Source organism: Candidatus Poriferisocius sp. (assembly GCF_965202595.1).
Classification (GTDB): domain Bacteria; phylum Actinomycetota; class Acidimicrobiia; order Acidimicrobiales; family Bin134; genus Poriferisocius.
In genome coordinates this window covers 976,356-1,001,612 of the sequence record NZ_OZ241836.1, presented here as the reverse complement: position 1 = coordinate 1,001,612, position 25,257 = coordinate 976,356, and the positions used below count along the sequence as shown (strand labels likewise).

Genomic DNA, 25,257 nt, shown 5'->3' with positions numbered 1-25,257 from the left:
CTGGTGCCTGGTTTACGTAGCGATGGCTTCCATGATCTGGGTGACGGGGATGCCGCCCCGCCAGGAAGTCACGATCCGGCCGTGGTGGTCGAGCAGCATTCCGGCGGGTTGGCCGATTATCCCCAGTCGCCGCCAGGATTCAAATGTCGGATCCCAGAGCATGGTGAAGGTGGTTCCGGTGGCCCGCACGAAATCCTCGGCGAGATCGAGGGAGTCCTGGGTTCCTACGCCTATCACCCTCAGCTTATCGGCGTTGTCTCGAGCGAACTGCTCGACACCGGGGGCTTCCCGGCGGCAGGTGGGTCAATGCGGGGCCCAGAACCAAAGAACAATGGGGCGATCCGACGGGGCGTAACCGGCCAGGTTCACCGTAGCCCCGGTAGCCACGTCCACCAGTTCCACCGCCGGGAGATCTGAAGCTGGAGCCTCCGAAGAAGGGGTCAGGGTGGGTTCGGGTGGAGGAGCATCTTCGGACTGGGGGGTAGCTGAGGTGGGTTCGGGTGGAGGAGAACCCTCGGGCTGGGGAGTTCGAGGTTCGGCAATAGCCAGGGTAGGCACCGGGTCAGTATTTGCACCGGTTGTACTCGCACCGCCACCAGTGCCTCCGCAGGCCCCGCAGGCCGCCCCTACGAGAGCCAGGGCCAGTATTAGCGTTAGAGCTTTGCTCACTATCCGATGGGTCGGAACGGTTTGGTCTGCTCGACGCAGGAAAGAATGTCGGGATTGCGGGGGCACGGGAACTGGAACACCAGTTCGGTCACCACGTCGGGGGCCCCGTACTTCTCCGGTCCGAACGAAGCCGGGAGCTGGTGCTGGACATCCACCGATCCCAGGTTGGCGAAGGCCGTATAAATATCGTCCCTGGTTGGGTTGGGACCGGCATCGTAAATGGCCCTTGCAATCATCCGCATCTGTGAACACACGGTTGACACCATGCCGTAAGCGCTATCGTCGCCATCCACCAACTCATGGCTCAAACCCTTGGGGCTGTTTGCGGCGTAGGTTTCGTTGCACATCACGTTGTAGGGAGCCAAAAAGCTCAGCACCGGGTCTTCGGTGACGCGGAAATACCCGGTAGGGGCATCGTCGATGATGATCGTACCGTTGTAGAGCTGTCCCGCAGCCTCCCCGCCGAACTGGGGCACCTTGCCCGACACCAGGTCGCCCGCCTGGCTGTTGAAGTCGGAGTTGTAGAACTGCACGTCACCGGGAGCGATCCCCTGGCTGACCATCTCGCTCACGAACAGGGGAAGGCTCAGAACGTTCAGCGCCGGCAGGACCACGTCCACACCCTCTTCGATCATCAACTCCACCGCGATGTCAACCCCGGCCCGGCAGGTGGTTGAGCCTTCACAGCCGATCTGTTCGGCAACCGCTACCTCGTAACCGGCTTCCTTCAGCACATCGATGATCCCAGCCTGTACGGTCTCGGGCTGGCCCGGGGTGTCGGGCCAGACCACGGCGATGGTCTTGCCGTCCAATACCCCTGCTTCTATGAGGGTTTGCGTCATGTTCACCACCGAGTCCTCGGCCACGGGACTCATCGAGTAGATACGCCCCTTGGCCTGCTCGTGGAAATGTCGAGGATTGCCCTGGGTCGTGAGGAACAAGGTGTCGTGGTCGTCGGCCAGGCACAGGGTGGCGGAGCCCTGGAAGCCGGTGGAGTTGACAACGATCACGGCGTTCCTGTCCTCGGTGGCCTCGATGCAGGCCTGGTTGCGCAAGGTGTCGATGTCCTCACCACCCCCGCCCAACGCCGATACCTCCACGAGCTGAAGGTCGATCCGGCGTCCCCAGATGCCGTTGCACTGCTCGTTGATCACCTTGGTAAAGGCTTCGAACATGTCGGCTGGATCACCGACCGGTACGGCAAATCCGATGCCCTCCAGTTCTTCCAGCTTGGTACGGATGTGCACCACGGTGATGGAGTCTTCTTCTATGCCCGTATCCGTGGCCTCTGGTGGGGAATCCGGGTCGGGTGTTGCCCGGCAATACGTATCCAACGGCTGGAAGGGGTGTGACCGGTCTATGGTCTTCTGGAACTCGGTGAACAACTCGCCCCGAATCTCCTCGTAGCCGATGTCCACTGCTTCTGCCACTGGCTCATCGCCGGTGCCGGGCTGGGAAGGCTCGCCGGCTTCACCGGAGGGTTCGTTGCCGGAGGGTTCCGGATCCGGATCGGGCTCTTGCTGTTCTGAGCCCCCGTCCTGCGGCTCAGGAGAGGTGCCCTCGGAGGTCGGCTCGGGCGCTGATGTGGGTTCGGACTCCGCCGGTTGGCCGGCACCACCGTCATCGTCGTTGCCGCTCCCGCACGCCGCGGCGATGAGCGCAAACACCAGCAACGCTCCGCAGATCTTCAACAATGTCTTCGACATGGTTCCCCCCTGGTTGGCTTGGCGGTGAACACTAGCCCAACCGGACCGGAATTGTGTAACGCCATCAATTGGGCAACACCACCGATTGTGTAACGCCATCGATTGGGCAACACCACCGATTGGGTATTTCTGCCGGCTTGGGGTTACCGGCATCTTGAGGCTGCCATGTTCTAGTGTCTTGCCCCAATGGGGGCAGCTAAACAACAACTGGGGGACCCGGCACCTGCCGACAAGAACCAAGAAACGGGGAACCCGGCACCTGCCGACAAGAACCAAGAAACGGGGAACCCGGCCGATCTGGCCTCGGCGGTATTTGAGGAGGAGGCCAAGCGGCTGGCCGAGCAGGAGGCCAAGTCGGAGGTGGTGGTGCTGCCCGACGACCTGCTACCCGGCGTGGGCGAGGAACCCATGACCCTGAGGCAGGGCATAAGGGTCGGCGGGGTGAGCATGGTTACGGTGCTGTTCCTGCTCAACGTGATCGACGAGTTCGACCGGGTGGCGATTGCGGTGCTGCTGCCCGACCTCCAGGACGCATTCGGCGTGTCGGACACGGTGATCTTGGGCATCTCATCGTTCGGCGGAGTGGCTCTGGTGCTGGGGGCGGTGCCGCTGGCCTGGCTGGCCGACCGGGTGAAGCGAACCATCATCGTTCCCATCGCCACTGCGGGCTGGGCGGTGAGCGTGTTCCTCACCGGGTTGGTGAGGAACCCCTTCCAGTATTTCTGGACCCGGGTTCTCACCGGGGCGGGCCAGGCCAACCGGTTACCGGTGCATTCATCGCTGCTCACCGACACCTACCCCATCCCCGCCCGGGCCCGGATCTTTGCCTTCGAGGGGATGGGCCGACCCATCGGCCTGCTCATAGGGCCGATTCTGGCCGGGACCATCGCCTCCATCGCCGGCGGTGACGACGGATGGCGGTGGGCGTTCTTCATATTCGCCATCCCCCCGGCGGTTCTGGCCCTGGTGGCGCTGATCCTGAAGGAACCCCCCCGGGCCGCCAACGAGCAGCAGGCCATCCTGGGCGAGAAGTACGAGATGCCCCCCATCGGATCGGACCTGCCGGTGTCGATGTCCACCGCCTTCGCCCGGCTCAAGAAGGTCAAGACCTTCTACTTCCTGGCCGTGGGGGTGGGCACGCTCGGCTTCGCGCTGGTCACCGTGCCCAGCCAGTTGAACCTGCTGCTGAAGGATGAGTACGGCTACGAGGCCTTCCAGCGGGGTTGGGTGACATCGCTGGTGTGGCTGGCCAGCCTGGTGGCCATCCCCGTCTCGGGCTACATGTTCGACGGCATGTTCCGCAAGGATCCGGCCAAGATGGTGCGCAGCGCGGGGGCGCTCATCATCTCCTCGGGCCTTTTGATTCTCATTGCCCTGCGATTCCATCAGCCCGCCATCATGATCTTCGGCATCAGCCTGGCCAACGGATGCACATCGGCCTCGTTCGTGGCCGCCGCCCCCACCATCGGCGCGGTAGCTCCCTACCGGATGCGAGCCCAAGCCTTCGCCCTGCTACCGGTGTTCATCTTCCTTATGGGCGGATTCATGGGCAGCATCATCGCCGGAGCCATAAGCGATGCCCACGGGGAGCGCCTCGCGCTGAGCGTGGTGGCCCCGCCCGCGTCGATCATCGGCGGCCTGCTGGTGGCCTACGGGGCCCGCTACATCAAGCGCGACATCTCCCTGGCCGTGAACGAGCTGATGGAGGAGCAGCAGGAGATGCAGCGCATGTCGGAGCACCCCGACGACATCCCGGTGCTTCAAGTACGGGAGCTGGATTACAGCTACGGCCCCGTGCAGGTGTTGTTCGACTGCGGCCTGGAAGTGCGTCGGGGCGAGACGCTGGCCCTGCTGGGCACCAACGGCGCGGGCAAGTCCACCCTGCTGCGAGCAATCAGCGGGCTGGGTGCGCCCGATCGGGGAGCCATCCGGCTCAACGGACGCACCATCACCTACGCCGACGCCGAGCTGCGCTTCAAGCAGGGAATAGTGCAGGTGCGGGGTGGATCCGGAGTGTTCCCCGGCCTCACGGTGGAGGAAAACCTGCTTGCCGTCATGCTGTCAACCAAAACGGACAGGGCCGAAACCCGGCGGCGGATCGAGCGGGTGTACGGCGTGTTCGGTGCTTTGCGGGAAAAGCGCAACCAGCCGGCCGGGGACCTGTCCGGGGGCCAGCAGCAGATGCTGGCATTCGGCATGGGGCTGATGCACGAACCCGAGGTGCTGCTCATCGACGAGCTGTCGCTGGGGCTCGCTCCGGTGGTCGTGCAGGAGCTGCTGGAGGTGGTGGAGGACCTGAAGGCGGCCGGGTTGACCATGATCATCGTGGAGCAGTCGCTGAACGTCGCCCTCAGTGTGGCCGAGCGGGCGGTGTTCATGGAGAAGGGCCGGGTTCGCTTCGAGGGTCCGGCCCGGGAACTGGCCGAGCGGGACGACCTGGTCAGAGCCGTGTTCCTCGGAGCCGAGGGTGGCTGAGCATGAACCAGAGGCCGAGACGATGGGGGTGGCTGAGCGTGAACCAGAGGCCGAGATGATGGGGGCGGGCTGTGATTGACATCGGCTGGGAGATCTCCCAGCAGGATCTGCTCTCGGGCGGTGTCCAGGGGCTCATTGTGGCCGCGCTGGCTGCCGGCTTCGTTCTCATCTACCGGTCCACCGGGGTGTTGAACTTCGCCCACGCAGAGATCGGCAGCTTCGGTGTCGCCCTCATGGCCATGCTGACGTTCCGCTACGACGTGCCCTACTGGCTGGCCTTCTTCCTGTCGGTTGCCGCCGCCGCCGGTTTCGCCATGATCACCGAGTTGGTGGTGGTGCGGCGGCTGTTCAACTCACCCCGCCTGGTGCTGTTCATAGCCACCCTGGGGGTGGCCCAGCTAGCCATCTTCGCCGCCATCGAGCTGCCCGACGTGTCCCGACCGGGACCGTTCCCCCTGCCGCCGAAGCTCACCGCCCAGGAGTTCCGGTGGGAGGTGACCGACCATCTCCGCATCGGGGGTAGGGAGCTGCTGGTGGTGATCGTGGTGCCACTGGTGATCGCGCTCCTGGCCCTGTTCCTGAGCCGGACCCGGTTCGGGCTGGCCATCCGGGCTTCGGCCGACAACGCCGATACCGGAAGGCTGTTCGGCATAAGCGTGCGGCGGGTGTCCACCATGGTGTGGACCATCGGGGGAGCGCTGGCCGGGGTGACCCTGATCCTGCTGGCCCCCTTCCGGGTCAGCGCGGCCGACGCGGGAACCGCCAGCCTCGGCCCCGGGCTGTTGCTACGGGTGCTGCTGGTGGCGCTGATCGCCCGCATGCGGTCACTTTGGGTCACGCTGATCGCCGGCATCGGCCTGGGCATCTTCCAGCGCTTGTTCCAGGGCAACGTGGACCGGGAGCTCCGGGAGGCGGTTGACATCATCTTCTTCATCGCCATCCTGGTCATTACGGTGCTCTTCGCCCGCCGGGGCCGGCAGGACGAGGGGGACTGGTCGCTGTCGCCCAAGGTGAAGGCTGTTCCCGAACGGCTGCAAAGCTTGTGGTACATCCGCAACCTGTCCCGATTCGGGTTCGCAGTCCTGTTCGGGGCGCTGGTGCTGGTCGGAGTGTTCCTCACCAAGAACTCCAACTTGTACACCTGGACCCGCATCCTGGGCTTCGCGCTGGTCGCCCTGTCGGTGTCGATGCTCACCGGCTGGGCCGGGCAGCTCTCCCTGGGCCAGTTCGCCTTTGCCGGTGTGGGGGGCCTGACCGTGGTGGCCCTGACCGAGAACGGGGACATACCGATCCCGTTCGACTGGGGGGACTGGTCGCTCGACCTGCCCTGGGGGGTGGCCATGGTGATCGCGGTGGCCGCGGGCATGATCACCGCGTTCATCATCGGGGTACCCGTGTTGCGGGTGAAGGGCCTGATGCTGGCGGTGACCACGCTGGCCTTCGCCATCGCCGCCATGTCGTGGATCTTCGTGCAGGATGTCTTCACCCAGGGGAGCACCAACACCCCCAAGGTGATCCCGCCGGTGTGGGGGCCGTTCGACTTCACCGCTTCCCGCAAGTCGTACTTCTTCCTGGTGCTGGTGCTGCTGGCCCTGGCCGTGGGAATGGTCGCCCACCTGCGCCGTACCGGGATCGGGAGGATGATGATCGCGGTGCGCGACAACGAGGACATGGCGGCGGCATCCACCGTGTCGGGCAGCCGAATCAAGCTCATCTCGTTCACGCTGGCCGGGGGTTTGGCCGCTCTGGGCGGGGGGCTGATCATAACCGGCGAGCCCACCATCAATCCCCAGGTGCTGTTCAACGCCAATGAATCCATCAATGTCATCGCCATAGCCATCATCGGAGGGCTGGGGTCGATTGCCGGGCCGCTGTTGGGGGTGCTGTGGGTCAAGGGCATCCCCGCCATATTCGGGGCTTCGGATGAGGTCCGGCTGCTTACGTCCGGGGTGGGCCTGCTGCTCCTGCTCATGTACTTCCCCGGCGGGATCATGCAGCTCCTATACAAGCTGCGGGACTTCCTGCTGGGGCTGGCCGACCATCGGCTGGCGGCTCGGGATGTGCCCGATCCGGTTCCGGCGGCAGCCAAGCCGGTGCCGGTAACCAGCGCGCGCACCGTGAAGGCGGAGCCGGGGCATCCGTGGCTGGCGGTCCGGGGATGCCACGTGCACTTCGGCGGCAAGGTGGCGGTGGACAATGTTTCCATCCAAGTCCATCAGGGAGAGCTGGTCGGGCTTATCGGCTCCAACGGAGCGGGCAAGTCAACCCTGATGAACGCCATCAGCGGTTTCGTACCGTTCGGCGGCCAGGTTGAGGTTCTGGGTCAGGATGTCTCCCGGCTACCGCCCCACCGGCGCCACCGTGGTGGCCTGGGCCGGGGATTCCAGCACGCCAAGCTGTATCCCGACCTGACGGTTCGGGAAGCACTGATGGTGGCGATGGAAGCCCGGGATCGCTCCCTGCTGGTCCCGTCGCTCCTGGGCATACCGCCATCGCCCGGCCAGGAGCGGCGCAAGCGCCTCGAGGTGGACAACCTCATGGACTTCGTGGGCCTGGGTCGCTACGCCGACCATTTCATATCCAACCTGTCCACCGGCACCCGGCGCATCGTGGAGCTGGCCAGCCTGCTGGCGGTGGATGCCAAGGTGCTGTTGCTGGACGAGCCCACCGGTGGGGTCGCCCAGAGGGAGAGCGAGGCCTTTGGACCCCTCATCCGGCGCATTCAGACCGAGCTGGACGCGGCGGTGGTGGTGATCGAGCACGACATGCCGCTGGTAATGAGCATCAGCGACCGGGTGTACTGCCTGGAAGCGGGATCGGTCATATCCGAGGGATCACCGGAGGCCGTCCGCAACGACCCCCTGGTCATAGCCTCCTACCTGGGCACCGATGCCCGAGCCATAGAACGCTCCGGGGAACGATCCGTCTAGGAACTATCCGTTTAGGAGCAACCCATCCGGGGAAAGGTCACATCCTCCTTCTGAGGGTGGCATCGGCGAGGGCGGGGGGAACGTAGAAAGCGTCGTCGGGGTTGAGGTCGGTGCCGGGGGGAACCAGGTCGTCGATCCGGTCCAGGACATCGTGGGAGAGGCGCAAGTCGGCGTAATCGAGGGCGGCATCGAGCTGCTGGGGGGTGCGGGGGCCGATGATGGTGGAGGTAACCGCCGGGTGGGCCAGGGTGAAGGCATAGGCCAGACCGGCCATCGAGCAGCCCAACTCGGCGGACAGCCCATCCAACTCTTCCACCAGATCCAGCTTGTGCTGCACCACCGGGTTGGCCCGGTCCCAGCGCTTGGCACTTACCAGATTGCGGGTAGCCCTGGAGTTGTCCGGCCACTCGGCATCCTTGCGGTACTTGCCGGTGAGCCACCCGCCATTGAGTGGGCTCCACACGATCACCCCCATGGAGTACGACTGGCAGGCGGGGAGCACCGCCCGCTCGATCTCCCGGGTGAAAATGGAGTAGGGGGGTTGCTCGCAGCGGACCCGCTCCAGACTCCGGCGCTCGGCTGCCCACTGGCCCTCCACGATCAGTTCGGCCGGAAAGGTGGAGGTGCCGATCATGCGGATCTTGCCCGCCCGCACCAGGTCGGTGAGCGCAGCCAGGGTGTCGCCGAAATCGGTGTGGGGATCGGGCCGATGCATCTGGTACAGGTCGATGTAGTCGGTACCGAGGCGGCGCAGGCTGTCCTCCACCGCTCGGGTAACCCAGCGGCGGGACCCTCCCTGGCTGTTGATGTCCTCACCCATCGGCCCGTAGAACTTGGTGGCAAGCACCACCTCATCCCGGCGGTTCCGGATGGCTCGCCCGACGATCTCCTCCGATATACCCAGGCTGTAGCGGTCGGCGGTATCGATGAAGTTGATCCCCGAATCGAGGGCTCGGTGGATCATGGCCGCACACTCGGCCTCGTCGTCGTTCCCCGCCGGGCCGAACATCATGGCTCCCAGGCACAACGCGCTCACCCGGACCCCACTCGCCCCCAAAGTGCGATACTCCATGAGACCTCCTCCTTTCCTGTGTTCAAAGCTGCACCCTAGTTGTAGCGCCTACGGAGGTTGTTGACAGTGGGCTAGCTCTGCTGGTGGTCGTGACGGTTTTGTAGGGGGTACTTGCGCGGGGGGAGGGTGTGGTTATAGTGGGGGTTATGTTGAGTTTTTTGCGGGTTGGTTTGGGTTCTAGCCGGGGGGGGGGGGGGGGTAGTCGTTTAGGGCTGCCCTGTTTTGGGCTCCTGGTTTTGGTGGGGTTGTTGGGGTCGGTGTTGGTTTGGGTGGGGGGTGCGGGTGCGCAAAGTGTGCCGAATACTCTGTCGTCGCCGCAGGTGGTGGTGTTGGGTGGTGGTGCGGTGCGGTTGTCGTGGGGGCCGCCGCCGGCCACTGTGGGGGTTGTGGGTTATGAGTATGTGTTTTCGCAATCGACCGATGATGGGACCACGTGGGATCCGCCGGAGGACAGGGTGGTGGATACTTCTACGAGTTTAGCGCCTACTTCGGGGGATCGTAGTGGGGTTGTGTGGCGGCCGGTGCCCGGTGGTGGGGCTGCTCGGTCGGTGGTGGTGTCGGGTTTGACGGTTGGTAGTAGGTACCGGTTCTTCTTAAGGGCGGTGAACGCTGCGGGAGTGGGCCAGATTTTGAGTATGAGTCCGGTGGATGGGCATTTGGTGTCCAGTGTTGCGCCGGTGCCGGGGGGTTTGCGGGCGGTTGCTGGGGATTCTCAGGTGGAGTTGAAGTGGACCAAGGCTTCCGGTGAGGTGGCGGGGTCGGGGTTTGCTCCTATTTTGCGGTACGAGTACGCGACCAAACAAGGTGATGGAAAGTGGTCGGGGTGGTCGGTGATGGCCGATGATGGTAGTTCGGCTGGGGATCGTGATTCGTTCGTGGTTTTGGGTTTGGTTAATGATGTTGGGTATTCGTTCCGGGTGCGGGCGGTTAACAAGCATGGCAACGGTGCCACAGGTGAGGTGGGGCCGGTGGTAGTGGGGGGTGCGCCGGGTGCTCCTCGTAACTTTGTGGTGACACCGGGGGATAAGTCGGTGTTGTTGTCGTGGCAGCCGCCGGGGGTGGTTGGCTCGCCGGTGACGGGTTGGGAAGTTCGGTGGTCGGACGGTAATTACAGCACTTTGGCGGAAGCTGGTTGGAACCGGGTTCCTGGTGGGGCCGGGGCCAGGTCTTATTTTGTGACTGGTTTGGATAATACCGAGAGTTATTTGTTTGAGGTGCGGGCTGTCAGCGCGTTGGGCGGGGGTGTGGGGGCGCGTTCCGGGTTCGTGTATTTGGGTACGGTGTTGGAGGTGCCTCGTGAGTTGGAGACGACGAAGGTGACGGAGTCGTCGGTAACGTTGAGGTGGCGCCAGCCGACTAATTTAATAAATAGTGATGGGTTTAGGCGTTATGAGTATTCGGTGCGGGCTAGTGATGGTGAGTGGGGTGGTTGGGTGGCGATACCGGGTGACTACACGACCAGAGAGTTTACGGTTACGGGTTTGACGGCGGGTGTGGGGTATTGGTTCCGGGTGCGGGCGGTGAGTAGTGTTGGTGCGGGTGCGGTGGCTGAGACGGGTGTTGTTTATCCGGGGACGGTTCCGGCGGCACCGGCGGTGTCCGCGGAGATGGTGTCGGATTACGCGATAGGGTTGCATCAGGTGGTTTTGTCGTGGACGGGTTCCGATGGTGGTTCTCCGGTGACGAAGTGGCAGTTGAAACATGCGACAACGGTGGACGGGTTGACCAGCGCGTTGTGGCGGGATTTGTGTGATAACACAGCGGGGTTGGATCCGATGTGTGCGGGGTTGTCGACGGTGAAGCTGCCCAGGAATCGGACCTTGGATCACGAGAATGCAACTTCGTGTTTTGCTAGGTTGTGTGTGGGGAGTTTGAAGGTGGGGGATCATTTTTTCGTGTTGCGGGCGGAGAATGCCAGGGGTTTGGGTTTGGAGTCTGGAGTTGTGAGGGTGAACATTGCTAAGGGTGTTCCCTCGATGGCGTTGACGGCGGTTTTGAGGGGTTATACTGGTGATCCCCGCACCGGTGGTCGCCCTCACATGGGGGTAACCTCTCCTTTGAGTTATCTTCATGGTGGTAAGCGTTTGCGGTTTGAGTGGTCGTGGAAGGTCGGTGATGGGCCGTGGGGTGGATGGGTTACTCAACAGGGTAGCTTGGGTAGAGCAACCGAACGTTTCGATGAGGTCACTTTCCGGGTTGGGGAGACTTACACGTTCAGGACCCGGACGGTGTCTGATGTGGGGGCGGGTTATGCGGTCGAGTCGGTGCCGTTTGTGTTCGGGGCTCCGCCTTTGCCCGGTGCTGATGGTTGGCCGGGTTCATCCTCCGCTCGTCCGGAGGTGTTGGCGGTGCCGGGTAATGGTCAGGTGAAGTTGAACATCGTTCGACCCAAAGCAAGGTTTGTAAGCCGCGGTGGTCGTTTTGTAATTGGTTATGAGAATGCTTTCACCAACACCAATGGCACTTATTCTGGTGAGACGGTTTGGGAGTATTCGTATCGTCCCGCCGGTGGTGAGTGGTCGCCGTGGGCGGTGTCCAACGTTGGTCAAAGGTTCGCGGGGCGGGCTGCGAACAGCGCCGATGTGGCTGGCGACGGGATCGTGGTGTCGGGTTTGCGCAATGGGGTGGCCTACGAGTTCCGGGTCAGGGCGCGGAACCGGCACGGCACCGGTTGGTTGGCGGGTCCTGCGTTGTATTCCAACGGTGCCGGTTTGCACAACAAAGCTGCCGATGTTTACCCCGACAAGGTGGTGATACCGGGTGTGGCACCCCCCGCCCCGGCAGGGTTGGCTGCTGCCGGTGGTGATGGTCAGGTAACCCTGTCGTGGATGTCGGTGGGTTCGGGGGGTCCGCCGATCATCCGCTGGGAATACATCAAGGATTCAAAAGCTGCGGGCGCGAATACCTCATGGAGTGGTTGGGACGATGAGTGGACTCCGGTTCCGGGTAGTGGGCCGTCGACGACTCAAGCGGTGATAAAAGGTTTGACCAACGGCTCGACGTACCGGTTCCGCCTGCGGGCGGTGAACGCTTTGATGGCCCTCGACAGCGAGGGTGTTTTGGATACTGTGACTACCACTGTCAACAAGGGCGCGCCGGCGCAGTCGTTGCCGGTTACCCCTGGCAATACGCCCACTGCGCCTCGCCAGGTGGCAGTGACACCGGCCGATGGTGGGGTGAGGGTCACTTTGTTGGCCCCTCAGGGTGGTTCTGCGGTTTTGGGTTATGAGGTTCGGGTGCGTCGCAGCGGTAGCAGCAGTTTTGATGCGTGGCAATCGTTGGGAGCTCGTATCACCCCACCGGCCCGCCATTTGGCCGAATCAGCAGGGGTGCCGGTGCGGGGCCTGACCAACGGGGTGGCCTATGAGTTCGAGGTGCGAGCGGTGAACCAGTTCGGTGCCGGCCCCGCCGCGGGGGTGGTTGGTCCGATAACACCGATCGGCGCACCCGCTGGCGGTTCATTAACTGCGACTGCTGGTGATGGTCGGGTCACGTTGTCGTGGGATGCACCGAACACGGGGGGTAGCACGGTTACGGGTTGGCAGTATCGTATGAAAACCGATGGTGGGGGTTACGGTTCGTGGACCGCGGTAACCGGTGGGGCGGCGGCGCGTAGCCTGGTGGTGGATGATCTCGCTAACGGGCGGGCTTACACGTTCCAGGTGCGGGCGGTGACCACCAATGTTCAGGTGATTGGGGCGGCGTTCGAGTCCGATCCTGTCACCCCATCGGCGGTGCCCCCCGCCCCGTCGGTGACCGCCACCGCTGCGGATATGAAGGTCACTTTGAACTGGGCCGCTGGTGCTGGCGGGGTGGCGGGGGAGTCCAACTGGGCTGCTGCGGTTACCGGGTGGCAGTACCGGATGAAAACCGGCACCGCTGGTTACGGGGCTTGGGTTGATGTGCCTGCCGCTACCACCACCCGCGACATCGATGGTCTCACCAATGGTGTTGCCTACACCTTTGAGGTCAGAGCGCTGAACAGGATTGGTGCCGGCCCCGCTGGTACTGCGACGGTGATGCCGGCGACGGTGCCTGATGCGCCGGCGGTGACCACCATGGCTGGTGACAAGGCGGTGACGGTGAGCTGGACCCCGGGTGGTGATGGTGGTTCTGCGGTGACGGGTTGGCAGTTGCGCACCGGTACCGACCAGTGGGCTAGTTATCCTGCGGGTACCACCTCGGTGCCGGTTCAGAATCTCGCCAACGGCACCACCTACACCTTCCAGGTTCGAGCCCGAAACGTGATGGGTGCCGGTGCCGTTGGGGTTGACACTGCGATGCCGGCCACGGTGCCTGATGCTCCCATGGTTACCGCCACGCCCGGTGACGAAACGGTGACTTTGTCGTGGACACCGGGCACCGATGGTGGGTCTGTGGTGACGGGTTGGCATTTGCGGGTCGATGAAGGCCAGTGGGTGGATTTGGCCGGGATGGATGATGCCACCTCGGTGCCGGTGTCGGATCTGGTCAATGGCACTAGCTACGCGTTCCACCTAAGGGCCCGGAACGCTATGGGTGCTGGTGCTGTGGCTTCGGTGTCGGCGACACCTGCTGCGGTACCTGCTGCTCCCAGCGTCACAGCGACGGCTACCGATGGGACCATCACCGTTACTTGGATGGCGGGTGCCGATGGGGGTTCTGCGGTGACGGGTTGGCAGTGGCGTACCCGCATCGAGAGCGCTGGTTTTGGTGAGTGGGCCGATGTTGGGGCGGCCACGATGAGCACGGTCATAACCGGTACTAATACTGGTACCGGTCCGGTGGCCTATGTGTTCGAGGTGCGAGCCATCAACGCAGTGGGTGCCGGCTCCGCAGGCACATCGTCCACCATCACCTCCGGCGACGATGCTCCTGGTGGTGACACCCCCAGTGATCAGGTTTATTACTCCGGTCCGGTCACCGGTCCGAGTTTTTGTGCGGAGTTCTCTTTGGGTGGGGTCCGCTTGTTCGCCCTCGACAGCGATGGGGATGGGGTGGCCGATATTTGCTCGCTGCCCTACACCCGCCGTGAGGCCATAGCCCGACAAAACGCGGTGATCACCCTGGCCAACCGGTACCCAGACCTGTACCGGGATCTCGTCAACGCCGAGTGCGCCAACCAGCCCGGCAACGAGGCTTGCGGGGGTGATGAGTTGGCCGCACCGGGGTTCCCGCCTCCCAACGACGGGGGCCCCTACTACTCGGGCACCATCACCGGGCCTTCCTGGTGCGCCAACCGCTCCCTGGGTGGGCCCACCACCTACCCCCTCGACAGCGACGGTGACGGCGTGGCCGATGTGTGCTCGCTGCCCTACACCCGGCGTGAGGCCATAGCCCGCCAAAAAGCCGGCGACACCCTGGCCGCCACCTACCGCGACGAGTACAGAGCCGCCCTCGCTGAGGAGTGCCGCCGCCTGGGCCGTGGCAACTACGGCGACCGCGTTGCCGATCTGAACAACGACATCTGCAACAACTAACCCACCTCCGCCTAATTTCTCCCCGCCGGGGTGCCCCCCCACCACCCTGGGTCAACCCCGACGGGGACCCACCTTTGCTTTCAACCGATTCTTGGTGGCCGACCCCGCACCACCCAGGTGGTATTCCCTAACTAGTTGTAACATTCGTGGAGGTTGTTGATGTGGGTGTGTTGCCGATGGCGGTGTGGTGGTGGGTGCGGTGTTGGAGTTGGTTTCGGCGGTGGGTTTGTGAGCCCGAACCATCCCCAACCCGCTGAACCATCAACAACCGCCCCCCAGGCATCAAAAACGCATTAGCATGTGACACAGAGCCTCCCCCGCCACCCAGATGGACATGATTACAACCACCACAACGGCATCGCAGGCTCACCCAACCGAACTGTCAACAACCTCCATAAGAGTTACACCTAGTGGGGAACCGGCTAGCGGTACGGGCCGCGTGCGGGTGTGAGCAACTGCAACACCAGGATGGAAATAGCTGACAGTGAAGTACGGGCCGCATACGGGTGGAACCGACCGGGTAGGTTGCCGGCCATGGGAACCGGGGAATCGATGGAGGAACGGCTGGAGCGGTTGGAGTCGATCGAGGAGATCCGAGGTCTGGCCGCCCGTTACTGCCTGGCACTGGACATGCGGGCCACCGAGGCCTGGGTCGGCCTGTTCCCGGCCGATGTGCGGGTGGGTCGGGGGCGTTCGGGACGGGCCGCGCTGGCCGAATGGTTCCGCGAGACGATGGGCGGCAAGTTCAGCGGTACCGCCCACGTGACCGGCAACCACATCATCGAGTTCGACGGCCCCGACCGGGCTCACGGGGTGGTCTACTCCCGCAACGAGCACGAGACCGGCGATGAGTGGGTGATAATGACCATGATGTACTGGGACGATTACGAGCGCATCGACGGCCGGTGGTACTTCCGGCGGAGGCTGCCCCTGTACTGGTACGCCACCGATCTGAACGCGCCGCCGCTGGGGGAGAACAAGATGCGCTGGCCCGGTGAGGAGCCCTACGAGGGGGCCTGGCACGAGTTCTGGCCCACCTACCGGGAGTTCTGGGAGTCTCACCCCGACGAGCCCACCGATGTGTCCGAACCCGTGCCGGTGGGGGAGTTCCTGGCGTTCCTCCGGCACAGCACCGAGGGGCTACCCCATGTGCGGGTCCGCTGATCTGGACACGTTCGCCCGGAGACCCCCATTGCCCGAACCACCCCATGTGCGGGTCCGCTGATCATGCGGGCCGCCTATCACGAGGCTCAGGGGGGGCTGGAAGTGCTGCGGGTGGGGGAGCTGGCCGACCCCGAGCCTGGCCCAGGTGAGGTGCTCATCGGGGTGAGGGCCACCTCGATGGACCGGGTGGATGTGTATTGGCGGGAGGGATCCCACGGGATGAGGCTGCGATGGCCTCGGCATGTGGGCGGGAGGGACATCGCCGGAGTAGTGCAATCGGTCGGCCCCGGGGTGACAACGGTGGCCCCCGGAAATCGGGTGGTGGCCTCGGGCGAGCGGGCCCACGCCACCCTGGCCCTAGCCCCCGCGGAGCTGGTGTTCCCGCTGCCCGGAGGAATCACCTTCGAGGCTGGGGGAGCCACTCCCACCGCCGGTCGCTCCGCCCACCAGGCCCTCATCCAGAAAGCCCGGATCCAGCCGGGGGAGACGGTGCTGGTGATGGCGGCCGGGTCGGGCGTGGGCAGCTTCGGGGTGCAGATCGCCCGGGCAACGGGATGCCGGGTCATCGCCACCGCGGGTACTGCGAGCAAGCGGGCCCGGGCGATGGAACTGGGCGCGGAGCTGGCGGTCGATCACTACGACGGCGACATCGTTTCCACAGTGCGGGATGCCACCGATGGCCGGGGGGTGGATGTGGTGCTCGACCACGTGGGAACCCCGGTGTTCGCCGCGGCCATGCGTTCGCTGGCCCCCGAGGGTCGGTTCGTGACCTGCGGGGTCACCGCCGGGCCCATGGCAGAGTTGCACCTGGGCCAACTGTTCGTGAAGGGCATAAGCCTGATGGGGGTGGGACGTCCCGACAATCAGCGGATCGCAGCCACCATGCGAGAGCTGCTGGCCATGATCCACCAGGGCCGGGTTACCCCGGTGATCGCCGCCACTTTCCCCCTGGAGGAGATCGCCCAAGCCCACCGGCTGATGGAAAGTTCGGCGTTCTTCGGAAAGATCGTGCTGGTGCCCTGATCGGAGAAAATTGATCCGGTTCGGCCAACTGCCCTGATCGCGGGGATCAGGATTTATCGGGCCAGCAGATCCCGGAGGCGTTCGGCGGGATCGTTGGCGGTGACCAGAGCCTCACCCACCAGGGCAGCGTCGTAGCCGGCATTCCTTACGGATTCAAGGGTCGTCCCGCCGGCAACGGCGATGCCGGACTCCGCCACCTTCACCACATGGTCGGGGAGCAGACCGGCCATGCGCTCGGCTCGCTGGTAGTCCATGGTGAACGCCGCGCTCTTGGGCTTTTCCCGCTGGTTGACCCCGATGAGGTCGGCACCGGCTTCGAGGGCGATCTCCAGCTCGGCCTCCGACTTGATCTCGGTCAACACATCCATGCCCAGCGACAGGGCCAGGTCGTGAAGCTCGGCCAGCTTGGCTTTGGGCAGGTCGGCAACTATCAGCAGCAGCGCATCGGCCCCCATCCGGTGGGACTCGTACACATCCTCGACGCTGGTGATGAAATCCTTGCGGAGCACGGGAAGGCCCGAGGCCCCGGACGCGGCGGCCAGGTCGTCGCCGGTGCCGCCGAACATGGCCCGGTTGGTGAGCACCGACAGGCAGGATGCCCCGCCGGCCCGGTAGGCCGCGGCCAACTCCGCCGGATCGAGGTGGATGTTCAAATCGCCCCGGGACGGGGATCGGCGCTTGATCTCGGCAATGATCGCCACCTCGGCGGTGGCCACGAGTGCTTCCTTGAACCTTCGTGGGCTATCCATGCCGCCTTCCAAGCCCATGGGCAGGCATCATATGACCTGTATGGCCGGCTCGAACCTGGGGCTGGGTGGAGGCCATTTCAGTTACCCCTGCCGAGGCCGCGGCGCTGCATGTCCTCGGTGTCCACTTTCCAGTTGCGCATGGCCACCTCCTCCATGGCCCTGGACTCGGCGAAGCTCTTGCCGTCACCATCGTCGTAGAGGCTCATGGTGGTCGCCGTCGCCGGGGTTGCCACCTCGGCGACCCGACCGGCCAGCGCTCGGGCGTGGGCCAGCAGTTGGTAGTGGGGCACCACGTGGTTGACCAGGCCGATGCGCAGGGCCTCGTCCGCTTCCACAAAGCGGGCGGTGGCGGTCATCTCCTTGGCCATGCGCTTGCCCACCGCCCGTGGCAGCAGGGCCGTCATGCCCCAGGCGGCAATAACCCCGATCTTGGCGTGGGTGTCGGCGAACCGGGCCCGATCGGAGGCCACGATGAAGTCACAACTAAGGGCGATCTCCAGGCCCCCCGTGACGCAAGTGCCGTTCACCGCGCAAATCAACGGCTTGGAGGTATCCCGGCACGCCTGGGCCGGATCCTCAGCTTGGCGCTTGCCGTCACCAATTACCGCCGGATCCTGGGCTTGGCGCTTGGAGGTGCCAATTACCGCCTGCTCCTGGGCCGCGACTTCGCGCAGATCCACCCCACCGGTAAAGGCCGGGTCGGTGCCGGTCAGGATGACGACGCTCACCTTGTCATCGGTATCGGCGGCTCTCAGCATCGCACACAAGTCGTTGCGCATTCGCCTGGTCATGGCGTTGCGGGCCTCGGGCCGGTTCAGCCTTACCACCGCGACACGGTTGTCCACCTCGAGCAGCAGGCGCTGATCCTCGGGAGTGCACGCCTTTGTGCTATCCGACTGGCCGGTCATTGGAGAAACATCAGCTCTGGGCTTCACATCCGAGCACGTCAACGGCTTGCTGGCGCAGCCAGTGGTCGGCCAGCACCAGCAACATCTGCGCCTCCACCATGGGCACGGCGCGGGGAAGAACGCAGGGGTCGTGGCGGCCTCTTGCCGACAGGGTGACAGGGTTGTTTCGGCGGTCCACGGTTCGTTGGGCCGAGGCGATGGTGGCGGTGGGCTTGAACGCAACCTGGATCACTATGTCGTCGCCGTTGCTGATACCGCCCTGCACCCCGCCGGAATGATTGGAGGCGGTTCGGGGCCGGGAATCGGGGCCGGGAGTGAAGGGGTCGTTGTGCTCCCGGCCGGTCATGGCCGCAGCGGCAAACCCCGAACCGATCTCGAACCCCTTGGCCGCCGGCAGCGAGAGGGCGGCTTTGGCCAGGTCGGCTTCCAACTTGTCGAACACCGGTGCCCCGAGGCCGGGTGGCACTCCCCGGGCGATGGTGCGCACCACTCCTCCCAATGAGTCGCCGTCACGCCTTGCCGCCTCTATCGCATCGGCCATGACCTGGGCATGGTCGGGGGAGGGGCAGCGAGTGGGGTGGGCTTCCACCTGGTCGTAAGTAACGCTGGTGGAGTCCACGGGGGCGGTGACCCGACCGATCTGGTGAACCCACCCCAGAACCTCGATGCCGGCTGCGGCGCGCAGGAGTTGGCGGGCAATGGCTCCGGCGGCAACCCGGCCTATGGTCTCCCGGGCGCTGGCCCGGCCTCCCCCTTGCCAGTTGCGGATGCCGTACTTGGCTTCGGTGGTGTAGTCGGCGTGCGAGGGTCGGTAAACGTCCTTGAGATGCTCGTAGGCACCGGGGTTGGCATCGGAGTTTCTTACCAGAAGGGCTATGGGTGAGCCCAGTGTCCGGCCCTCGAATACCCCGGAGAGGATCTCCACCCGGTCGGCTTCATCTCGTTGCGTGGTGAGGCGGCTCTGACCGGGGCGGCGGCGGTCCAGGTCGTGCTGGATCATTGCCGCGTCCAGCTCCAGACGGGGTGGGCATCCGTCCACCACAACGCCTATGCCCCCGCCGTGCGATTCACCAAAGGTTGTGACCCGAAACAACCTTCCCGTCGAACTGCTCATCGCCAACCAGGGTAGTACGAGGGTTGGGCCCACCTGGTGCCTGGCCGCTTGTGGCATCGACACCGCAACCCATCCAAAGAACCTCTGAAGATGGGCCCACCTGGCCGTTTGTGGTATCGACACCGCAACCCATCCAAAGAACCTCCGAAGATGGGCCCGCCTGGCCGCTTGTGGCATAACTGCATCCCGCCACAAGCGCCTGCACTGTGCCAGCATGAGCGGATGGATCTGAATCTGGTGGGACGGGTTGCGCTGGTGACGGGCAGCTACCGGGGGACGGGCAGCGGGATAGCCCGGGTTCTGGCCGCCGAAGGTGCAGAGGTTGTGGTTCACGGTTTCGAGCCAGGCCAAGCCGGCGGGCTGATCGAGGAGTTGGGGGCTCCCGCCCGTGCGGTGTGGGGCGACATCTGCACCGATGAGGGAGCGGAACGGGTGGCCAAACAGTGCGGCCCGGTTGACATCTTGGTGAACAACTACGGAGTTGCGGTGGGCGGTAACTGGGGAGATGACGGTGCCGAGGTTTGGATGGATGCCTACAACCGCAATGTTTTGACTGCGGTGCGGATGACCCGCCTCCTGGTTCCGGCCATGCGGGATCGGGGTTGGGGGCGGATCGTGCTGGTATCCACCATTGGAGCCACCCGACCCGGTGACCGCATCCCGGGTTACTACGCGGCCAAGGGTGCTCTGCCGGCCATGACCGTGAGCCTGGCCCGGGAACTGGCCGGCACCGGGGTGACGGTGAACTGCGTCAGTCCCGGAGTCATCGCCACCCCCGAGCTGGTGGAGATGTGGAGCAGCCAGGCCGAGCGGGAGGGTCGCTCCACCGATTGGGGCGACATCGAACGCCACGTGACCAGCGTGCAGATGCCCACGCTCACCGGCCACATAGCCACCGTTTCCGATGTGGGGGAGCTGGTGACCTTCGTGTGCAGCGACCGGGCTCGCCAGATCAACGGAGCCCACCTGCGCATCGACGGCGGCGCTGCCGACGTGGTGACTTGACCCCGCATCGAGACGAAGAGCGCAGCCGACGTGGCCAGCACCACAACGGCAATGATCAAACACCCAACAAGGAACTAAACGAAGGGTGCAGCTCAAAGGATTAAGCTGGCCGGCGATGCCAACCCTTTATGACGTGGTTCGGGATTTCAGCAACACCTGGCCCGAAAAGCTGGCCCTGCTCACCGAGCAGGACGGCCACCGCACCTACCGGGAGCTGGCCGCTCGCGGGGGAGCCATCGCCCACCAGTTGCAGAACCGTTTCGGTTTGGGGCTGGGGGATCGTGCCTGCCTATGGATGCGGAACCGCCCGGAGTACATCGAGTGTCAGCTTGGGATGCAGGCCGTCGGTGTGGCCGGCGTGCCGATCAACCCGGAGTGGTCCGACCCCGAGCTGGAGTTCGTGCTCGGCCACTCCCGGTGCAGCCTGGTGTTCACCGAGGCCGAGCGGGCCGAGCGGGCTCTGGCGGTGACCGCGTGCATGGACTGGGTGGATGCGGTGGTCAGCGTGGACGAGCCGGTGGACGGAGCCTTGTGGCTGGCCGACCTAATCCACGATGCCCCCGAGGGTGCGGGTCTGGATCTACCCCCGGTGGATGGGTTCGTGGAGGGCAACGTGCTCTACACGTCGGGCACCACCACCGGACGACCCAAGGCCGTGCCCATGAGCCCGGAGTTGTTCTCCGGCGGGGCGGTGCCCTACGAGGAGATGTTCGGCCTCAGCCACACCGATCGGTCGTTGGTGGTGACCCCACTGTTCCACGGCAACGCCATGGGTGGGGCCATGTCGGCTTTGAGTCGGGGGGCCAGCGTGGTGATGCAAAGGAAGTTCTCGGCATCGCGGTTCTGGTCGCTGGTGGACCTGTACCGCCCCACCTACTTCCTCACGCTGGTGCCCATCGTGAACATCTTGATGACCCTGCCCCCCGGCCCGTACGAGAAGTCGCACTCGCTTCGGGTGATGATCCCTCTGGGATGCGCCCCGATCATCGACCAGATAGAGGAGCGCTACGGCGTGCCGTGCATGGACTGGTACGGCATGACCGAGGCCGGATCGGGCACCTACACCCGCCTGGACGAGGCCCGTCGCCCCGGTTCGGTGGGCAAACCCTTCGAGGGATCGGTGCTGAGGATCTTCCTGCCCGACGGCCGTGAGGCACCGGTGGGAGAGCCGGGGGAGATCTGCTTCTTGCGCTCCAGCATCGGGTTCAACGGCTACCTCGAGGATGCCGAAGCCACCGGCGCCGCGGTGGCGGGTGACTGGTTCCGTACCGGCGACCTGGGCTACATGGACAGTGACGGCTACCTGTATTTCGTGGACCGCCAGAAGGACATCGTGCGCCGGGGCGGGGAGAACCTGTCCACCATCGAGGTGGAGACCGCGCTGCGCACCCACCCGGCGGTGGCCGATGTGGCGGTTGTGGCCCGCCCCGACCCGGTTCTGGGCGAGACGGTGGCCGCGTTCATAGTGCTGGCCGACGGCTGCGAGCTTCCGACCGAGGACAACCTGCGAACCCACACCCAAGGCATCCTGGCCCCCTACAAGGTACCCACCACTATCGAGACCATCCACGAACTCCCCCGCACCGGCAACGGCAAAGTCGAAAAGTTCCGCCTCCGCCGGCGCTTCACCTGAAACGATAGGACCATGAGCATCCGAGTGAAAGCGCTGCCGGCGGCTCTGGGGGCCACGGTGGAGGGGCTGGACGCGAACCGGCTCGATGAGAACACGGTGGCCGAGCTGCGAGAGGCGTTCTGGGCCCACAAGGTGCTGTTCTTCCCCGGGATCCACCTGAGCGACGAGCAGCACGTGGCCCTTGGTTCGATATTCGGTGATCTGTCTGCGGTCAGCAACGACGACACCGACCATCGCCGGCACGAGACCGTGGACGACGAGGGCAAGATACTGGTGCTGGACAGCTCCGACCAGCATTCCCGGGCCAACTTCTGGCACACCGACGTGACATTCGCCCGCAACCCGCCGCTGGGGTCATTGCTGTCGATGAAAGTGTCGCCACCCAGTGGAGGAGACACCATGTGGGCCAACACCCAGGCCGCCTACGAGGGCCTGTCGTCTCCCATAAAAGCAACCGTAGAAAACCTAACCGCCTGCCACGGAAGGGCAGGACTGACCGATTTCACCGATCACCCGGTGGTAACGATCCACCCCGACACCGGAAAGCGGGTGTTGTTCGTGAACCGGGGTTGGACATCCCGCCTGAACGGGCTGAGCAACCTGGAGAGCAGCCACCTGCTGAAGCTGCTGTGCGACCACATGGAACAGCCCGAATACACCGTCCGGTGGCGATGGAGCACCGGCGATGCTGCGTTATGGGACAACCGCTGCACCATGCACTACGCCCTGAACGACTACGGCAACGACCACCGCCGCATCCACCGCGTCACCATCTACGCCCCGCCCAAGTGAGGATGTGAACTCGCGCTTGGCTTGACTTGTTCGGGGGGGCGGGGGGCTCTTCCGGTGAAGGGGTTGTGGCTGTGTCGGTAGACGCGCCGATCAACCTCGATGTCGCGGCCCGCGACGGGGGCGTATCGCTGTCATGGACCCGGGGCGACGAGCCCCGCAAGAAACGGAGGTGAGGTTCCTTTTTAGCTGATCCGCACCCCGCACTAGATGCGTAGGCACCAGCAGTGACAATTGGTGGGAAGCACTCTGGTTGTTTACGGATAGGGCAGGTCGAGGAGGGCTTGTTCGACCACTTCGGTGAGAGCGGGGTGGATGTAGAGCTGGCCCCGGGCCATCTGATCGGTGGTGAGGCCGAACTGGCGGCCCTGGATTAGCTGCTGGATGAGGGTGGGAGCCTGGGGGCCGATGATGTGGGCTCCCAGCAGCAGGCGGGTGGCAGGATCGGCCAGAACCTTGACAAAGCTGGTGGTGTCCTCCATGGCCCACCCGTAGGCGGTATCGCCGTAGGGGCGAACCGCTTTCACGTAGGGCTGATTGCCGGCTCGCAGGGCCTGTTCGGTGGCACCAACCGCGGCCACTTGCGGGTGGGCGAACACCGCGTGGGGTATGCCGGAGTGGTCGGGGCGGCGCAGATCGTCGGGATGGGCGATGTTGTGGGCCACGGCCCGGGTGTCCTCGTTGGCGGTGTGCTTGAGCTGGGCGGAGTGGCAGATATCGCCCAGCGCCCAAACCCCCTCGACACCGGTGCGGCAGAACTCATCGGTCACCACGTAGCCGGCGCGATCCAACTCCACCCCCGAACGGGTCACCCCCAACTGCTCGCCGTTGGGCACCCTACCGGTGGCCACCAGCAACAAATCGCCGATCACGTCACGGGCCTCCGTGCGCACCTTGATACCCGCTTTGGCTCTGGTTACCTCAACGATGGGTGAACCCAGCGCGCAATCCATGCGTCCGGCCACGATCTCGGTGAACGTTGCCGACACGTCCTCATCGGCGGCCCGCAGCAGCCGCTTTGATCGGTTGACGATCGACACCGACACCCCCATGGCATCGAAAACGTGGCCCAACTCAGCAGCGATGTAGCCCCCTCCCAGGATCACCAACCGCTCGGGCAGCGCCTCCAGACGCATGACAGTGTCGGAGGTGTGGTAGGGAACCTGCTCCAGGCCGGGAATCGGCGGGATGAACGGCCGGGCCCCAGCCGCCAGCACGATGTGATCCCCGGTTATCCGCCGCCCACCCACCTCCAGCACCTTGTGGCCGACGAAACGGGCATCGCCCTTGAACACGGTGACGTTGTCCAGGCTGTGGCGGTAGTCCTCGCCGCCCCGGGCGATGGGGTCGATGCGCCCGAACACCCGGCCGACCATCTCACCCCAGCGCACCCCCACAAGCGAGGTATCCACCCCCAGATGGCCGGTACGACCGGCCTGATGGGCAACATCGGCGGCGTAAACGAACATCTTGGAGGGTATGCAACCCCGGTTGAGGCAGGTGCCGCCGAAGGTGTCCCGTTCGATCAGCGCCACCCGCCAGCCGTCGAAATCGGGGGTCAGTACGCTGTTGCCCGAGCCGGTACCCACCACCACCAAATCGAAGTGTTCCACCATTGGTTTTCAACCTGGGTTAGCTCAGGCCCCTTGAGGCGGGCCCTTGACGGTTTGGTCCTCCTCGATGAGCTGGTGGCGGCGGCTGGGGTTGCGGCCCAATCGGATGTCCTCGTGGCGCTGCATGATGGCCTCGGCGTACACGTAGTCGGTCCAGATGTAGAACTGCTGGTTGAGCACCGCCCGGTACACCAGTTCGGCCACCTCGGGCGGCTTCACCGCGTCCTCGTAAATGGCCAGCATCATCTGGATCCGCTCCTCGTCGGCGGCGGTGGGGTCGGGGGGAATGATCGGTGAGCGCAGAGTTTCGGGGCGGTTCCGCTCGGAGTTGATGATGTTGGTCTTCACCAGGCCCGGGCACAGAACCGACACCCCCACCGGCGACCCCCGATCCTGAAGCTCGCTGTAAAGGGTCTCGGAAATGGTCACCACGGCGTGCTTGGAGGCGTTGTAGGGGCCGATGTTGGGATACGACGTGTGACCGGCAACCGAACCGGTGTTGATGATATGGCCGTCACCATGCTCCAGCAGGTGGGGCAGGAACACCCGGATGCCGTGAATCACCCCCCACAGGTTCACCCCGAGAATCCACTCCCAGTCGGCGGTGGTGAGCTCGTCCATCAATCCGCCGCCGCCCACCCCGGCGTTGTTGCAAACCACGTTCACCTGCCCGAACCGGGACAGGGCGGCGGTGGCCAGCTCGTCCATGTCGCGCTCCGAACTCACGTCGGTGAGCACGCCCACCGCGTCGATGCCGGCCTGGTTCAACTCGGCCACGGCAGCATCCATGGCGGGGCCCTCCACATCAGCAATCATGATGCGGGCACCGGCCGCGCCGAACCGCTCGGCCATGGCCCGGCCCATCCCACTGGCTCCGCCCGTGATAACCGCCGCTTTGCCCTCGAAAGTTTCCATGTAACGAACCTACAACCTCCGTGCCACCAGAAC

The 25,257-nt window shown here is 64.7% G+C and carries 16 protein-coding genes and 1 pseudogene; 8 read left to right on the top strand and 9 right to left on the bottom strand.

Translation table 11 applies throughout. The features are described from left to right. Positions 1–12 precede the first annotated feature (12 nt). From ACOGXC_RS04885 to ACOGXC_RS04875, 3 genes and pseudogenes are all read right to left on the bottom strand, one after another. Positions 13–291: pseudogene (locus tag ACOGXC_RS04885) on the bottom strand (TlpA family protein disulfide reductase); the annotation flags it as partial. A 12-nt stretch (positions 292–303) separates the two neighbouring features. Further along, positions 304–558: a hypothetical protein gene (locus ACOGXC_RS04880; protein ID WP_419919585.1), complete on the bottom strand. Its 255-nt coding sequence runs from the start codon at positions 556–558 to the stop codon at positions 304–306. A gap of 110 nt (positions 559–668) precedes the next feature. Then, entirely contained in the window at positions 669–2,375 is a 1,707-nt protein-coding gene (locus ACOGXC_RS04875; protein ID WP_419919584.1) for a hypothetical protein, read from the bottom strand. A 186-nt stretch (positions 2,376–2,561) separates the two neighbouring features. Between ACOGXC_RS04875 and ACOGXC_RS04870 the strand changes: the two genes are divergently transcribed. Both ACOGXC_RS04870 and ACOGXC_RS04865 read left to right on the top strand, forming a co-directional pair. Beyond that, entirely contained in the window at positions 2,562–4,850 is a 2,289-nt protein-coding gene (locus ACOGXC_RS04870) for an ATP-binding protein (protein WP_419919583.1), read from the top strand. A 71-nt stretch (positions 4,851–4,921) separates the two neighbouring features. Continuing rightward, entirely contained in the window at positions 4,922–7,780 is a 2,859-nt protein-coding gene (locus ACOGXC_RS04865) for an ABC transporter permease subunit (RefSeq protein WP_419919582.1), read from the top strand. 37 nt (positions 7,781–7,817) lie between these two features. Here the strand turns inward: ACOGXC_RS04865 and ACOGXC_RS04860 are convergent, their stop codons facing one another. Continuing rightward, complete coding sequence (locus ACOGXC_RS04860) at positions 7,818–8,852, bottom strand: aldo/keto reductase (RefSeq protein WP_419919581.1); 1,035 nt, start codon at positions 8,850–8,852, stop codon at positions 7,818–7,820. A 293-nt stretch (positions 8,853–9,145) separates the two neighbouring features. Between ACOGXC_RS04860 and ACOGXC_RS04855 the strand changes: the two genes are divergently transcribed. The 3 genes from ACOGXC_RS04855 (at position 9,146) to ACOGXC_RS04845 (ending at position 16,498) form a co-directional block, all read left to right on the top strand. Further along, positions 9,146–14,311 (top strand): fibronectin type III domain-containing protein, encoded by a 5,166-nt coding sequence (locus tag ACOGXC_RS04855; protein WP_419919580.1) that lies wholly within the window; start codon positions 9,146–9,148, stop codon positions 14,309–14,311. 534 nt (positions 14,312–14,845) lie between these two features. Then, a complete protein-coding gene (locus tag ACOGXC_RS04850; protein WP_419919579.1) occupies positions 14,846–15,475 on the top strand; it encodes a nuclear transport factor 2 family protein in 630 nt (209 codons plus the stop codon). A gap of 63 nt (positions 15,476–15,538) precedes the next feature. Further along, complete coding sequence (locus ACOGXC_RS04845; RefSeq protein ID WP_419919578.1) at positions 15,539–16,498, top strand: quinone oxidoreductase family protein; 960 nt, start codon at positions 15,539–15,541, stop codon at positions 16,496–16,498. A 53-nt stretch (positions 16,499–16,551) separates the two neighbouring features. On the opposite strand, the gene ACOGXC_RS04840 is transcribed toward ACOGXC_RS04845, so the two are convergent. The 3 genes from ACOGXC_RS04840 to aroC form a co-directional block, all read right to left on the bottom strand. After that, positions 16,552–17,247 carry an indole-3-glycerol phosphate synthase TrpC gene (locus ACOGXC_RS04840; protein ID WP_419919577.1) on the bottom strand — a complete coding sequence of 232 codons (696 nt, stop codon included), beginning with the start codon at positions 17,245–17,247 and terminating at the stop codon, positions 16,552–16,554. 77 nt (positions 17,248–17,324) lie between these two features. Further along, a complete protein-coding gene (locus tag ACOGXC_RS04835) occupies positions 17,325–18,155 on the bottom strand; it encodes an enoyl-CoA hydratase (protein ID WP_419919576.1) in 831 nt (276 codons plus the stop codon). Between the two features lie 10 nt (positions 18,156–18,165). After that, positions 18,166–19,269, bottom strand: coding sequence for a chorismate synthase (gene aroC / locus ACOGXC_RS04830; RefSeq protein ID WP_419919575.1), 1,104 nt, complete (start codon positions 19,267–19,269; stop codon positions 18,166–18,168). Between the two features lie 222 nt (positions 19,270–19,491). Between aroC and ACOGXC_RS04825 the strand changes: the two genes are divergently transcribed. The 3 genes from ACOGXC_RS04825 (at position 19,492) to ACOGXC_RS04815 (ending at position 22,699) form a co-directional block, all read left to right on the top strand. Next, complete coding sequence (locus ACOGXC_RS04825) at positions 19,492–20,274, top strand: SDR family NAD(P)-dependent oxidoreductase (protein ID WP_419919574.1); 783 nt, start codon at positions 19,492–19,494, stop codon at positions 20,272–20,274. A 115-nt stretch (positions 20,275–20,389) separates the two neighbouring features. Next, complete coding sequence (locus tag ACOGXC_RS04820; RefSeq protein WP_419919573.1) at positions 20,390–21,907, top strand: class I adenylate-forming enzyme family protein; 1,518 nt, start codon at positions 20,390–20,392, stop codon at positions 21,905–21,907. Between the two features lie 12 nt (positions 21,908–21,919). Then, positions 21,920–22,699 carry a TauD/TfdA dioxygenase family protein gene (locus ACOGXC_RS04815; protein ID WP_419919572.1) on the top strand — a complete coding sequence of 260 codons (780 nt, stop codon included), beginning with the start codon at positions 21,920–21,922 and terminating at the stop codon, positions 22,697–22,699. Between the two features lie 254 nt (positions 22,700–22,953). On the opposite strand, the gene ACOGXC_RS04810 is transcribed toward ACOGXC_RS04815, so the two are convergent. Then, positions 22,954–24,309, bottom strand: a complete 1,356-nt coding sequence (locus ACOGXC_RS04810; protein ID WP_419920016.1) for a mycothione reductase — start codon at positions 24,307–24,309, stop codon at positions 22,954–22,956. 24 nt (positions 24,310–24,333) lie between these two features. After that, on the bottom strand, positions 24,334–25,224 hold the full coding sequence (locus tag ACOGXC_RS04805; protein ID WP_419919571.1) for an SDR family NAD(P)-dependent oxidoreductase: 891 nt from the start codon (positions 25,222–25,224) through the stop codon (positions 24,334–24,336). Positions 25,225–25,257: the final 33 nt, after the last annotated feature.

What these genes read in the sequence shown, in the direction of transcription:
- ACOGXC_RS04815 (WP_419919572.1), top strand. Translation starts at nt 21,920, where the DNA reads ATGAGCATCCGAGTGAAAGCGCTGCCGGCGGCTCTGGGGGCCACGGTG.
- ACOGXC_RS04820 (WP_419919573.1), top strand. Translation starts at nt 20,390, where the DNA reads ATGCCAACCCTTTATGACGTGGTTCGGGATTTCAGCAACACCTGGCCC.
- ACOGXC_RS04875 (WP_419919584.1), bottom strand. Translation starts at nt 2,375, where the DNA reads ATGTCGAAGACATTGTTGAAGATCTGCGGAGCGTTGCTGGTGTTTGCG.
- ACOGXC_RS04850 (WP_419919579.1), top strand. Translation starts at nt 14,846, where the DNA reads ATGGGAACCGGGGAATCGATGGAGGAACGGCTGGAGCGGTTGGAGTCG.
- ACOGXC_RS04860 (WP_419919581.1), bottom strand. Translation starts at nt 8,852, where the DNA reads ATGGAGTATCGCACTTTGGGGGCGAGTGGGGTCCGGGTGAGCGCGTTG.
- ACOGXC_RS04840 (WP_419919577.1), bottom strand. Translation starts at nt 17,247, where the DNA reads ATGGATAGCCCACGAAGGTTCAAGGAAGCACTCGTGGCCACCGCCGAG.
- aroC (WP_419919575.1), bottom strand. Translation starts at nt 19,269, where the DNA reads ATGAGCAGTTCGACGGGAAGGTTGTTTCGGGTCACAACCTTTGGTGAA.
- ACOGXC_RS04805 (WP_419919571.1), bottom strand. Translation starts at nt 25,224, where the DNA reads ATGGAAACTTTCGAGGGCAAAGCGGCGGTTATCACGGGCGGAGCCAGT.
- ACOGXC_RS04870 (WP_419919583.1), top strand. Translation starts at nt 2,562, where the DNA reads ATGGGGGCAGCTAAACAACAACTGGGGGACCCGGCACCTGCCGACAAG.
- ACOGXC_RS04825 (WP_419919574.1), top strand. Translation starts at nt 19,492, where the DNA reads ATGGATCTGAATCTGGTGGGACGGGTTGCGCTGGTGACGGGCAGCTAC.
- ACOGXC_RS04835 (WP_419919576.1), bottom strand. Translation starts at nt 18,155, where the DNA reads ATGACCGGCCAGTCGGATAGCACAAAGGCGTGCACTCCCGAGGATCAG.
- ACOGXC_RS04845 (WP_419919578.1), top strand. Translation starts at nt 15,539, where the DNA reads ATGCGGGCCGCCTATCACGAGGCTCAGGGGGGGCTGGAAGTGCTGCGG.